Origin of the sequence: Variovorax sp. PBL-H6, assembly GCF_901827155.1 — a bacterium.
Taxonomy (GTDB): domain Bacteria; phylum Pseudomonadota; class Gammaproteobacteria; order Burkholderiales; family Burkholderiaceae_C; genus Variovorax.
Genome location: NZ_LR594660.1, coordinates 629,212 through 641,085, shown reverse-complemented (window position 1 = coordinate 641,085; position 11,874 = coordinate 629,212). Strand labels below are relative to the sequence as shown.

Genomic DNA, 11,874 nt, shown 5'->3' with positions numbered 1-11,874 from the left:
GTCCCCCAGTCCGCCCAAAGAAAGACCGCACAGCGTGAGCTGTGCGGCCTTGAACAAGGTCTTGCGGCGAACCGCATAGTCCTGGAGGGTTGCTTGTGGGTCAAGCAATCAGGCAGCTGCTTTTATCGCGCGGCGGGCGCCGGTTACGACTTGGTCATTGCCAGGGTTGAAGAACACCGGTTGCGGCATTCGCTTCATGACACGCCAAGTGACTGCATTGAGCAGCCTGAGCGTCAGCCTTCCACGAATCTGCAATGCCGCGAGGGGCACCCAAGCGAGCCTGTCGCAGTCGATGTACAGCAAGCAACCGTGCTTCCAGCCAGCGGACTCTGCCGAGACCCGGTCCCTCGGGAAAGGGATGTAGCCAGGGCGGCGCTTGTTGTTGCCGTGAGCGTCGGTTCCGGCGTACGCGACCAGCGCCATCTCACCATCCACTTGCAGAAGGACGGAGTGGTGGTCGGCAAGATTGCGGTACTTCTCGATGAGGCGGCCTTCGATGACGGCGACCGTCTTCACGGGGAACATGCCAAACACGGTGGTGCCGGCGGGGGTGTTCTTGGTAACTTCTGTCATTTCTCTCTCCTGATGAAGGGAAAGAGGGGCGGGTGCCCCTCCGGTTGAGGGGCAACGCCGAATGCGCTGTCCTATGACGCCTATAGCGATTGAGCCGACGCGCTGGAGTCTGGCTGCCGCCGGCGAGATGGCGTCCGCGAAGAATCGGGTTTTCGCTCTGACCGCCGACGTCACAAGGGCTGGTCTCAGGCGCTGACCGCACGACGAAAGCCGCGGGACCAAGAGAAAAACCGCACAGCGTGAGCTGTGCGGTCTAGAACAAGAGTTGCGGCGAACCGCATAGTCCGGTGAGGGGTGCCTGAATGCTTGTGGGTCAAGCAATCAGGCAGCTGCTTTCATCGCGCGGCGGGCGCCGGTCACGACTTCATCATCGAGCTCGCTGTAAACGACGGGCTGGGCCCGGCGCTTCATGACGCGCATCGAAACTGCGTTGAACAGTGCATTGGACAGACGTCCACGCACTTGCAGCGCTTGGACGGGAACCCAAGCGAGCACGTCGCAGTCCACGTAGTACTCGCTGCCGAACTTCCAACCAGCCTTCTCCGCCGAGACCACATCTCTCGGGAAAGAGATGTAGCCCGGGCGGCGCTTGTTGGCTTCGTCAGCGTCGGTTCCGGCGTATGCCACCAGAGCCTTGCTGCCATCGACGCCCAGAAGGACGCAGTGATGGTCGACGAGGTTGCGTTGCTTTTCGATGAGGCGGCCATTGACGACAGTCACCGTTTTCACGGGGAACATGCCGAACACGGTGGAGCCCGCGGGGGTGTTCTTCGTAACTTGGGTCATATCTCTCTCCTTGTGATGGGAAAGAGGGGCGGGTGCCCCTCTTGGTTGAGGGGCAACGTGCGCTGTCCTATGACGTCTATAGCGAACTACCGCCCAGCGGCCGGCCGAGCTTCTTTACGCCCGTGGTGGGCCCTGACTGAGCCAGCCGTGGCCAGCTGGGCAGTCGCCCTCGGTAGACCGGCGTGCCGCGACCGGAGAACTCGTTCTTCGAGCTCGGCTGCACCAGGGAGACGGTGGGTCCACCTTCAGGACGCTGGCCAAGAAAAAACCCACCGGAAGACACCGGTGGGTTGGAAGTAGGGCTTGAGCGCGAGCTACAGAACCTGTCGAAAGTCGAAGGTCGTCGGGTTGATGGCCTTGAAGGTCGACGCAAGCACTTCAGCCAGGTGGTGGGCCTTGCCTGACAGGTCCGCATAGTCGGTGGCCACGAGGATGCCCTGGAGGACCTCGTCGTTGCGTTCGACCGAAATGCTGCCGCTTCCCATCATGTGGAAAGGGGCGTTGGCGGCGTAGAACGCCTCCTTGCTGTCCTTGTCGGGGAAGACGTCGACCCCGTCCGTGCCGATGGCGATGCTCTGGGTCACCTTGAAGTCGAGGGACGTTTCCGTGTCCTGCGCCTCCGGCTTGGCAAGTACTGTGAGCTGGAATCGCGACATGCTCTCGTTCTCGCGGAACAGCTCAGCAATGCTGAGCGCCAGTTTCGTGAAGCACGCGGCGCGGGGGTACACCACTTCGTTTTGGAGGTTACGGCTGCTCAGCAAGGTCAGGTCTGCCTGGCCCTTGAGCAGCGGAAAGTTGAGGTTGAACATGTGGTTTTTGTCTTTAAGAATGTGGCCTGGCATCCTCTATAGAGAACCGACAGGGGATGGGTTGCCCAACGAGACACCCAGTGTCGCCGAAGACGCCCTGGCCGGGTTGAGTGCGACGGCCGTGTCCTGTGGCGGAGGCCGCCCCTTTGCTGCTTCAGCCAGCGCCGCCGGCGCCCAGCAGGAAACGGCAAGGCGTCTCGCCGAACGTCGATGTAAGCGAAGGTCGGAACGGCGCAAACTCCTTGAAGGCCTTGAAAGGCTTGAACTCTTTGAAGCTTTTGAATGGCTCGAAAGCCGTTGTCTTCAATGCTTCCTTCGTCGCGCAGGAGGCGTAGCCCTCGCTGTCCCAGACCACACCCTTCGTGAACCATCCGAGGTGTTTGCCGTTAAAGCCGTAGACGTGGTAGCCGCCGCCGGTGTCGTTCTTCTCCAGATAGGCGACAGGCTTGCCGCCCCAGAGGTAGATTGTGAGCTCTTCGGCGATTGCGATGTACGCGTCCGCCCTTCCTGAGCCGCTGAAAAGCGCAACTTCCTCATCGTCGGCGTGCGCCGCAGGTGTGACCAATGCCAGGGCAAGAAGGCTGGCGGCAAACAGGGAGTGCTTCATTGGGGCAGGGCTTGTGTTGTTGTGGTTGACCAGATTCTCGCCTCGACGGAAGCCTCGGCGCCGGCGACTCGGCCTGCCGGTCCGCCCGGCGGTCGAAGAAGACGTGCTTTGGGTGAACTTTTCCGCGATTTGCAGCCGGGCGTCACCCTCACCGAGCCTTTGCTGCACGCGGGCAGCATCACGGGCCGCGGGGCATTGGCTATACGTTGCCAGGAAAACTCACGGCCTCGGCCAATCACCCATGCAAATCCATATCACTGAGCACAAGAGCGTTGGCACGCTCGACCCCCGTCCCAACCGTACCGTGCGCGTCTTCGTGGACCGTGACTACCAGTACGGCTACTTCGTGGACGAACACAAGCTGTTCGGCCTGCTCACCCCGGAGCAGCAGCTGGTCTACCTGGCCGGCGGCGAGGCGAAGCTGGATATCGAACCGGCGACCGCTCAGGTCATCATCGACGACGGTACGACGCCCTACGCGAAGCCGCAAGTGGCGGAGCCTATCCCTCCCGAGCTCGCTGATAGGCCGCAATGAAGCGCGCCACGCTGGTCGCGCTCGCGCGGGCCTCCTCACTGCACGAAGTGCAAGACGACGGTTGCCGCCACATCATCACGAACAAGGAAACCGGAGTGGCCGTTGCTGTCTATGAGAACGGCGCGCCCCACCGGGCCGACGTTGACCTGAGCATCACCACGAACATGACGATTCGTGCGAGCGCCGGTGTACTGGACCTGCCGGCAGACAAACAGGGCGCTCCCGCGGCGTTCCAAAGCTCGAGTTAAGAACTCATTCTTCCAACCAGCCCCACCGTGGGCTGGTTTTTCATTGCCTCGATGTACGAAGGCGGGATTTGCGGCTTGGAGCACCGCGGGTGCGCCGGGCTATTCGCCGGGTTCGACTGCCCCTGCCGGCTCCGCAAGCGCCGGGGGCACCAGGCCGTCTCTGGCTTGGTGGCCGTCGTCCCCAAACAGCTCCGCCATCCGGCGCTCGAGTCGAAACCGCTCAAAGTCCTGGATGTCCTGGGCCTTGCCATCAGCACGCGGCCGGCGGGAGGGGCTGACTTTCATGAAGAAGTGCAACAGGCCGCTCGTGGGCTGCTGCTGCGCTGCTTCGATGAGCTCGGACCTGGTGAAGAGCCAGATGCGGGGTGTCGACATGTCGACGAGCGCAACGAGCTGCGCCGGCGTGGTCGACGGGACCCACCAGTCGAGCAACAAGGCCCCCTTGCCCCCGCCAGGCTTGGCCGCAAACACGGTCTTCACCTGGACGGTGGCGGGCTGTGCCGAAGCAGACGAATAGGTGACCAGGTCAATGCCCGTGTCGGTGCTCATGGGAGCAGATTCGACGCCTCGAGCAAGGAGTTCGTACTGGACCAGGAGCTCGCCGCATCTTCCAATCTGCGCTGTCGAAAGTTTCATGACCGTCCACGCTGTTGACCGCGCATTCTGCCAATCCCGGGAGTTCGGCAAAAGAAAACACGCTCCACGGGCAGGCCAGGGAGCGTGTGAAGAAGGAATCGTTATGCCAACCAAGGGCTCAAGTGCGAAGCGTCAAGCACGTCGCGAAGAGCGCCGTTGGAGGAAACCTGTTTTCCGGTGAGCCGGTCGACCATTCCGAGGATGGCGCATTGCTGGCGTCCTTGTCGCGTGCAGTAGGCCTGGTCGAGCATCCCGAACCAGTCCCAGCTTCCCTTGGGGTTGAACAGGAAGGGGCTCATCGTCGGGTACGCCTGAGGGTACAGGACGATGATGTCGTTCGCTTCCGCCCACTCGTTGTAGCCAGCATGCGTGGCGAACAGCTCTCCCAACTTGTACTCGGACTGCTCGCAACCGTGGAGGGCGACATGCAGCTTGCAGCGCTTACCGCGCAGGGCAGCGGTTGGGTAGTAGACCAGCCCGGTCTCGCCCATTCCGTACAGCGTCGGATGTCGCAAGAACTCGTTCTGGCTGAATCGCGCCAGGAGGCCTTGAGGCGTCGTTCGCGACCTCAAGGGCCCGTACAGGTGCTTGAGCATCTGGCCAGCCGCATCGAAGCCGACGTTGCTGATGTACGACTCCCGATAGGGCGACAGTGCCTTCGCGTCGAAGGAATCCGTGGGCATCGTGTGCGCGCACGGCACATTGTTTACGTAACGAACATTTCCCTTGGCGGTGAACCGCTCGCAGAATTCCACCAGGCCGTCGGTCGGACCCTGAAGGACCGTCTGGTCTTCGGTGCCGCGGAACACCCAAATCCGGGCGTCTACCAGGTTCTCGAGGTCGGCGATGGCGCCGACCGTTTCGAGGTACCGCGCCTTTGAAGCCAGGCGAGCCACGTCGAGCTCGGGTCCGCCGCGCATGCCCGCAGAGAGTGCCCCGTACAGAGAGCCGTTCGAGCAGAGGAACGGACCGCCGGCGATAGAGCCCATCCCGGAAAACACGTCGCTGTAGGCGACCAGCAACTGATGGGCCATGTACGCGCCGGCGGACAAACCGGAAACCGTTACTTTAGAGACATCGACAGCCGCTTTGGAAAGCTTGTCCATATTCGTATACCTTTGATTTAGTCCTTCGAGGTATAGGAATCGGGAGCTCGGGCCTAGCCGTTGGCGAAAAGCGGGGCCGGAGGCGTTAACTGGGAACGTCGCTCGCGGCGTCGCAGGTGAGTACTCGACGGAGAAGCTCACCGTCAAGAACATGACCGCCAGTGCGGCTGGCACGGTCGAAGACCGGGGCAAGCGAGTTGCCCACAAGGGGGGCCGGAATCGATAGGTTCTGGACACCGCTCGTTCACGGCGGGCTGCCCGAAGAGTTAGCCAGCGCCGCCCAGGGGGTGGGAACCGTCCTCCGGATGCGGCGCGCAAGCTAGGAGGGTCTGTGTGTACAAAAGTAAGCAGGCTGCACTATAGTTCACGACCACAACGACGAAATGATTTAAGCCGTGATTCATCTAAAGGTTCGCTTGCCCACTTTCGCGCTGCTTCTGTTTGCATCCGTCCTGGTCACGAGCGCGCGCGCCGACGACGAGGTAACTGCTTCCGACGTCGCCGACTCTCGAGAGGTGTTCACGCGCATCGGCAAAGCGTACCTAGTAGCCAAGGACAACGGGTACATGACGAAGGCGGCCTTATTTTTCAATTTGCGGCTCGCTCGATTCACGCCCCGGCCGACCACCAAGTGCAGCCCCGAATGCAAGGATGCTATTGCGCTGCCGGCGCGCCGTGAGTTCGTTGTAGAAGCGGTGGTGGCACCCGATGACGAACGTAAAGACGTGAGGCTCACGTGCCGCGCAAACAGCATGTTCTGCCACTACCGGGTGCGCTTCACTGACGGGCAGGTCGCCTATGTGGAGGTGCACACTTTCGAGGAGTCCGTGAGCCCCTCCACGGCCATCGCATTGGACATGCCCGGCTTGTACTCAATACGCCCGAAGGTGGCGACCGCCGCGTCGCGCAAACACCAGGTGGAGCTCGACAGGCACTTCCGCAAGATTGGCATTAAGCCGGGGTTCACAATGGCTGAGGTGCTGCGCAGCGACTGGGGCAAACCTGAATTCAAGACGTCGGGCAACGGGCGAACCGCGGTCTGGGCGTACCGGACCCGGATGGTGTCCTTCATTGATGGTGTTGTTCACGAAATCAAACCCCTGGATTAGGCGTTCGTCGGCCGCCGCCGTTAACCCCGCTTCAGTCAGCCCCTTGTGGGCTGGCTTTCCTTTGCGGGCGGGCGCCGTCATCATCTTGCGAGTGCCTTGCTGTCGCACAAATGAAACGAGCCCCACAAGAGGGGCTCGTCTGCATCAGGACCTGCCTGCGCCAGCGCTTTTGCGCTAATGAGGGTGTGGCTCCTGCACGGCGGGGTGCTTCAGCCCGTGGGCAATTTCCAAGGCAGTGATGCCCGCGAGCAGTTCCATCAGCCCGAAGGCGGCGACGCTGCCCATCAGGCCGAGCTGCGGGGTGTGCCAGGCCCACATGATGAGTGGACTGAGAATCGCGCCTTGCGCGAGGCAGTCCGTGATGCCCCAGAAACTGCCGAATCGAATCTGGGCCGGCGGCAGGACGCTGCGTAAGATGCGGCCAACCTTGCCGGCCCATGCCGGCGTGTGCGCTCCACGTCGTGCCAGCCTTGCCTGCAACGCTTCCTTGATGGGCTCGCCCCGCCAAGTGAACCCCGACTTTCACGGCAACGTAGACGGACAACACGGCGTGGAGGTCGATGACAGCGGTGGTGTCCGCCAAGTTGTTACAGGCCAGCAGACCCTTGGCCACGCCCACGACACCTGCGCTGTGCGCACACTCGGCCATGAGGGTGGCGGCGTTCCAGAGGGTAATACGGGAGCTCACTTTTCATCTCCTTGGGTAGCGTCATGGTTGACGGCCGTCTTGCGCGGCGGGCCCTCGAGACGCGCCTCGAGGCGCGGCGGCACCACCGGCTCGACGTGCTTTTCGATGTGCGCCGGCGGCGGGGCGGTGTTCGGCTCGTGGCCACCGGCATGGCCGCCGCCGTGACCACCGCCGAAGATAGTTCCGATAGCCAGGCCCGCCAGAACGACAACGCTCTGGACGGCGCGCGCGACGGCGCGGTTTCTCAGTGCCAGGCCGAGGACTCGGCCTGCGAAGCGGAGGACTTGAGGATTGGGCATGGTGGCAATCTCCAGTTGGGTGGTGCGTGCTGGAGAGAGCCTAAACAGCTTTTCGGAAGCTCGATAGCCTTTAGTGGGTTCGCCCGACCAACCTAAAACTACACGCTGTCCCGCTGTGCCACCTAAAACGATTTGGCGTGTCGCGACAGCGTGAGGCCCCGGGCGGGAAGAGGCGCTGCAGGGAGTGGTTATCCAGGCAAACCCTTAGACGGCGGGTTCCGGAGGAGGCGTCGCGAACGAGCGCGAGCCAGGCGCTTTGGATGCGCGGGCCGGATTGTGCCACACGAACTCCCCCGCAAGCGCGTTCGCCGGAGAACTTTCGTTATCAGAAAACCAGTTCTCTCGGCAGAATGTGCCGCTTGGACCTGACATCCGTGGAAGGAGATTGCGATGGCGACGCGCAAAGCGAAGACCGGCAAGGTTTCGGCCGGCGCCGGAGAGTGCGGGGGTGACGTGAAGGCGCAGGCGGCGGGCAAGGTGAAAGAGGACGTCACAGACAATTGGAGGCGCCTGCTTATCGACCACATCGTCTTTGGCCTCCTCTCGTACGACATCCAAGGTAGGCGCGAGGGCACCTCGATTCACGGCGCGATGAAGCGCTGGCGCCGGCTTTGCGAAGAGGGGCTTCGGTTCGGCCGGGGTCCAGACGAGATATGGCCGACGCGCTTCTGGTTGGGGACGCAAACCGACGTCGTCTTGGACCTTGGTTGCGGAGACGCGTTTCTGGGGACGCGGCTGACCCAGGCAGGGCACGTCGAGTACATCGGCATCGACTCCTCCGCCGAATGCTTGAAATCCGTCCAGCTGACGAAGCACAATGACGGTGACGGTTCACAACCTGGAGGGCGATGACCCGCTGGCCCCTATTGGGCATCTGCGACAGCGCCCACAGTTCATTTTGGCCGTCCGACTCTTTGACCACATCAAGGACCCGGCAAAACTCTTGGCTGAGATTGGACAGCGCTACGAACCTGGCAGGTCCGCGTCGATGCTGGTTGTGACGAGTAACTTGCGCTATTTCCGTAAAACGGGGCACCCCCCTGACTTCGGAGAGCAGCCGCAGGTAGGGGGGCTTACTGAATGCCGAGACGGCCAGCAGCGCTTTCTGAGGTCCCGCACGGAGATGCGCAGGCTGTTTCGTGACGCAGGGTTTCTTATTTACGACGAGGCATCGCCCTTGCTTCCCGCCGGCGCGCAGGACCTGGACGGCTTCACTTGGCGAGAAGGTGACCATGCGGTGGCACCGTTTCACGTCTGGCTACTTGGTATCCACAGCACGCGCCGAGAGCCGGCCAATGCAACCCAGATTGAGAAATGGCTGAGCGAACTGACGTCAGAACGCGACGCGCACGGTACGGCCCACCTGCTCCTGGAGGCCATCAAGGAGAACCTTGACGGTGTTCACTGGCGCACGATTCCTGCAGATTCGCCACTCATTTACAAGCACAACACCGGAGGTCAGGTCTTCATCGTGCGCACCGGCAGGTTGGGTGCATACATGCCTGGCACCGAACCCGGGGCCGTCCGGAGGGTGGCAAAGTCGAAGGGGACGGCGGCAGAGGCGGAACTACCGCAACCTCCCGCCCCGCCCCCTCCACCGCGACAGCCCAGGGTCGTCTTAGACCCGAACGAGGCCTTTGGCGAGCTCGAAATTTTCGACCACGAGACGGAGCACGACCGACGTTTCGTCTCATCGGTGTATGGCATGCCTTTGGACAGGCGTGTACCTCTGTCGGATGTACTCGTGCTGCCCCAAGAGACGGTCCAAATACTAATGAAGCTTCCTAAAGTGCTGGGCAATCCCATGCTCGTTGACCTGCGGACGAAAAGCCTGGAGTCGTCGTTGCGCTATGAGGCACCCTACGTTGGCACGTCCAAGCTCTCGTTTCAAATCGCTGGTGCCCCCCACCCGCGTGTAGTTGAGCCGGTCAACGTCAGCATGGTTGCATCCCTCCTGGCCTTGGCCCTGGAAGCAGACCGCGAGAAGGCGCTTTACGCGCTTGATGGACGGCGCGTCATCTACATCGACCGCATTCACGAGGCGCCGTCGCGGCTCTTCCAGCGATTTCCGGGTCGGGATGTCCGGGCCGCCATCAATGGCGCACTCGAGTACCTGCAGGCAGCAGGTGTGCTTGGCCTCATGCGGCCGGTCCCGCTAATGGCGACTCCAAAGGAGAGGGAGGAGCGCTATGCGCGGCTACGCGAAGTAGCCAAAGAACGAAACGTGCACAGTGCGCTGGCCACAATCGAAAAGTCCGCGCCTGCCAGCGCCGCGGTCTTCGAACGGTTTCTGAAGAACCCGTTCTATTGCCTGATTATCGTCGAGGCCGATATGTCGCTTCGCAAGTTCGTGCTGGAGCCGACCGAGGAGCTTTTCACAGATACGAACGCTTCAATCGTAGCGAAGGGGAAGCCGAGCCCTGAGTCGTTGGCGTTCTGGCACGACGAAATGGTCAAGGTCAGCATGGACTTTTGGAGAACGCGCATCGAGGCGGATGCCTGGTGGTACGACAGTCTGGGCACCCCGCTCGCCGTGGGCCGCCAAACCGCCCCGCACCATGAACCGTTGGTCTCCAGCACTCCTGAGCCAATGCGGTGACGGTCGAGGCCTAAGGCCTTGCGGTGGGAGGCAGAATGTTAAATCGTTTGCGAAAAGCGCCTTAGTACGGTACTATTCGCATAAAATCATGAGACCCATCTCGCCCCTGTCTCAGCCAGACACTCGCCGTGCAGGTCTCGAGCCTGCCCTGCGCAAAATCCAGGCCCAGGCTCGTTACCTCGTGCGTGCCGACGAGTTGGCCAAGCTCACGGGCCGGGAGCCAGGTGGCGATGCGATGAAATCGGCGCTTCGGCGTGTCGCTCAACAAGGCCTCGTCACCCTGGCTACGAAGCGTCCTTCGACATGGCTCATCGTTCCGCCCGAGCACAGCCATTTTGGGGCGCCTCCGGTCGAGTGGTGGCTGGACGACTATTTGAAGGATGTCGAGCCACACTACTACCTTGCGTTGCTGTCGGCCGCCAGGCATTGGGGCTCCGCGCACTATGCGCTGCAAGCCACCCAAGTGATGGTTAGCCGGCCGCGGCGCGCCCAAACCATAGGCCGCCTGCGCCTGGACTTCACCGTGAAGAAGTCCATAGACAAGACACCGGTCGACTACGTCACCACGCCGGTGGCGCGTCTACGGGTCAGTACCCGCGAAGCGACGCTCCTGGACCTGGTTCGACATCAGTCCCAGGTTGGTGGCATCGAGTCGGTCGCTCGAATCGCCAAGGACCTCGCGCCGTCATTGAAATCCGATGCGCTCTTGCAAACCCTGGACGCGCTCGACCAGGTGCCGGCAGTTCAGCGCCTTGGCTTCGTCCTCGATACGCTCAAGTTAGGGGAGCAAAGCCATGTCCTCAAGAGCTGGTTGACTGGACGGCACCGGGCGTCGCAGCCCCTGGAACCAGCCAAGGTTGCGCCGTCGGGCGTGTTGCACGATTCAACGTGGGGCGTGGAGCACACCCTGCATCAAAGAAACAGTATTTCGGAGCTCGCTTGATACCCCTGAAGGAAATTGTGCCTTGGCGCTCCAAGGCACCATGGAGCGACGACTTGATGGTGGAGCAGGACTACCTGCTCAGCCAAGCCGTAGGCGCAATCTTCGCGGACGAGAAGCTGCGAAAGCAACTCGCCATGCGCGGCGGCACCGTTCTTCACAAAGGACACCTGGCTCCGGCGAGTCGATATTCGGAGGACATCGACCTTGTGCTCACGGCGAAACGGTCAAGGAGTGGCATCTCTGCGGACATTGCCACGGCGCTCAAGCCGCTGCTGGGCGAGCCCTCGGAGGTTGTTCGCACAACGGTAACGCTGGCAGTTCGGAACTTCCTCTCCAAGTCGGAAATTGCACGGGTCACCTACGTCTATGGGCCAACAAGCCTGTTGGCCGCCCAGGCCAAGCTAAAAATCGAGGTGAATCTGAACGAGCAGACGAGCCTGTACCCGCTGACCACCGTGCCTATCGAGATGCCGTTGGCAGGAGGCGGCGTCGGTTCGGTACTCGTCCCCTCGTACGACCTCGACGAGATGCTGGGGACGAAGCTGCGCGCATTACTGCAACGCGAGCACGGCCGCGACCTTTACGACCTTTGGTGGGCCTGGACCGCATCGCAGGCGCAAGGCGCCGTCGCCCGAGTGCAGCCAGCCCGCGTAGCGGAAGCGTTCCGCTACTACATGGCCCAGGAGGGAAGCACATTCACCGCGGATGACGTCAAGTCTGAATTGCTGCGGCGAATGGGTTCAAAGAAGTTTCTCAATGATATGGCGGACTACCTGCCGGTTGGTGCGACGTACAACCCGCAGGTTGCCTGCAGCGAGTTCTTGGACGTGTTTTTGCCCCACCTTACGGCGAAATCCCGTTGAGCGCGGCCGACTCCGTCAGAGCAAGAGTTCGCAGCCGCGAAAGCACTCGCGTGGCCGAGCGGAGCCGTTCAGG

General features: G+C 61.9%; 15 protein-coding genes. 7 read left to right on the top strand and 8 right to left on the bottom strand.

What is annotated here, in order from left to right; all coding sequences use genetic code 11:
- Nucleotides 1-108: 108 nt before the first annotated feature.
- The 4 genes from G3W89_RS31435 to G3W89_RS31420 all read right to left on the bottom strand — a co-directional run bounded on the left by G3W89_RS31435 (nt 109) and on the right by G3W89_RS31420 (nt 2,775).
- Nucleotides 109-573, bottom strand: a complete 465-nt coding sequence (locus G3W89_RS31435; protein ID WP_162570785.1) for a hypothetical protein — start codon at nt 571-573, stop codon at nt 109-111.
- 321 nt (nt 574-894) lie between these two features.
- Nucleotides 895-1,359 carry a hypothetical protein gene (locus tag G3W89_RS31430; RefSeq protein ID WP_068677378.1) on the bottom strand — a complete coding sequence of 155 codons (465 nt, stop codon included), beginning with the start codon at nt 1,357-1,359 and terminating at the stop codon, nt 895-897.
- A gap of 314 nt (nt 1,360-1,673) precedes the next feature.
- The gene (locus tag G3W89_RS31425; RefSeq protein WP_068677380.1) at nt 1,674-2,168 is read right to left on the bottom strand and encodes a hypothetical protein; all 495 of its coding nucleotides are present in this window, start codon (nt 2,166-2,168) and stop codon (nt 1,674-1,676) included.
- Nucleotides 2,169-2,322: 154 nt separating this feature from the next.
- A complete protein-coding gene (locus G3W89_RS31420) occupies nt 2,323-2,775 on the bottom strand; it encodes a 4-fold beta flower protein (RefSeq protein ID WP_083944319.1) in 453 nt (150 codons plus the stop codon).
- 241 nt (nt 2,776-3,016) lie between these two features.
- Between G3W89_RS31420 and G3W89_RS31415 the strand changes: the two genes are divergently transcribed.
- Nucleotides 3,017-3,310 carry a hypothetical protein gene (locus tag G3W89_RS31415; protein WP_068677382.1) on the top strand — a complete coding sequence of 98 codons (294 nt, stop codon included), beginning with the start codon at nt 3,017-3,019 and terminating at the stop codon, nt 3,308-3,310.
- Nucleotides 3,307-3,558: a hypothetical protein gene (locus tag G3W89_RS31410; RefSeq protein WP_068677384.1), complete on the top strand. Its 252-nt coding sequence runs from the start codon at nt 3,307-3,309 to the stop codon at nt 3,556-3,558. The genes G3W89_RS31415 and G3W89_RS31410 overlap by 4 nt, the downstream gene beginning before the upstream one ends.
- Before the next feature lie 99 nt (nt 3,559-3,657).
- Here G3W89_RS31410 and G3W89_RS31405 read toward each other — a convergent pair whose 3' ends face one another.
- Together G3W89_RS31405 and G3W89_RS31400 are read right to left on the bottom strand one after the other, a co-directional pair.
- Nucleotides 3,658-4,107 carry a hypothetical protein gene (locus G3W89_RS31405; RefSeq protein WP_146039507.1) on the bottom strand — a complete coding sequence of 150 codons (450 nt, stop codon included), beginning with the start codon at nt 4,105-4,107 and terminating at the stop codon, nt 3,658-3,660.
- Between the two features lie 188 nt (nt 4,108-4,295).
- Entirely contained in the window at nt 4,296-5,300 is a 1,005-nt protein-coding gene (locus tag G3W89_RS31400; RefSeq protein WP_068677387.1) for an extracellular catalytic domain type 2 short-chain-length polyhydroxyalkanoate depolymerase, read from the bottom strand.
- Nucleotides 5,301-5,695: 395 nt separating this feature from the next.
- Here G3W89_RS31400 and G3W89_RS31395 point away from each other — a divergent pair, with 395 nt between their 5' ends.
- On the top strand, nt 5,696-6,409 hold the full coding sequence (locus tag G3W89_RS31395) for a hypothetical protein (protein WP_068677389.1): 714 nt from the start codon (nt 5,696-5,698) through the stop codon (nt 6,407-6,409).
- Between the two features lie 174 nt (nt 6,410-6,583).
- Here the strand turns inward: G3W89_RS31395 and G3W89_RS31390 are convergent, their stop codons facing one another.
- Both G3W89_RS31390 and G3W89_RS31385 read right to left on the bottom strand, forming a co-directional pair.
- The gene (locus G3W89_RS31390) at nt 6,584-6,889 is read right to left on the bottom strand and encodes a hypothetical protein (protein ID WP_068677391.1); all 306 of its coding nucleotides are present in this window, start codon (nt 6,887-6,889) and stop codon (nt 6,584-6,586) included.
- A gap of 204 nt (nt 6,890-7,093) precedes the next feature.
- Nucleotides 7,094-7,396, bottom strand: coding sequence for a hypothetical protein (locus G3W89_RS31385; protein WP_068677393.1), 303 nt, complete (start codon nt 7,394-7,396; stop codon nt 7,094-7,096).
- Nucleotides 7,397-7,786: 390 nt separating this feature from the next.
- On the opposite strand from G3W89_RS31385, the gene G3W89_RS31380 reads away from it, so the two are divergent.
- From G3W89_RS31380 to G3W89_RS31365, 4 genes are all read left to right on the top strand, one after another.
- A complete protein-coding gene (locus G3W89_RS31380; protein ID WP_068677395.1) occupies nt 7,787-8,248 on the top strand; it encodes a class I SAM-dependent methyltransferase in 462 nt (153 codons plus the stop codon).
- Nucleotides 8,214-9,995 (top strand): hypothetical protein, encoded by a 1,782-nt coding sequence (locus G3W89_RS31375; protein WP_162577745.1) that lies wholly within the window; start codon nt 8,214-8,216, stop codon nt 9,993-9,995. The genes G3W89_RS31380 and G3W89_RS31375 overlap by 35 nt, the downstream gene beginning before the upstream one ends.
- A gap of 88 nt (nt 9,996-10,083) precedes the next feature.
- Nucleotides 10,084-10,938, top strand: coding sequence for a type IV toxin-antitoxin system AbiEi family antitoxin domain-containing protein (locus tag G3W89_RS31370; protein WP_068677399.1), 855 nt, complete (start codon nt 10,084-10,086; stop codon nt 10,936-10,938).
- Nucleotides 10,939-10,994: 56 nt separating this feature from the next.
- On the top strand, nt 10,995-11,801 hold the full coding sequence (locus G3W89_RS31365; protein WP_162571146.1) for a nucleotidyl transferase AbiEii/AbiGii toxin family protein: 807 nt from the start codon (nt 10,995-10,997) through the stop codon (nt 11,799-11,801).
- Nucleotides 11,802-11,874 lie beyond the last annotated feature (73 nt).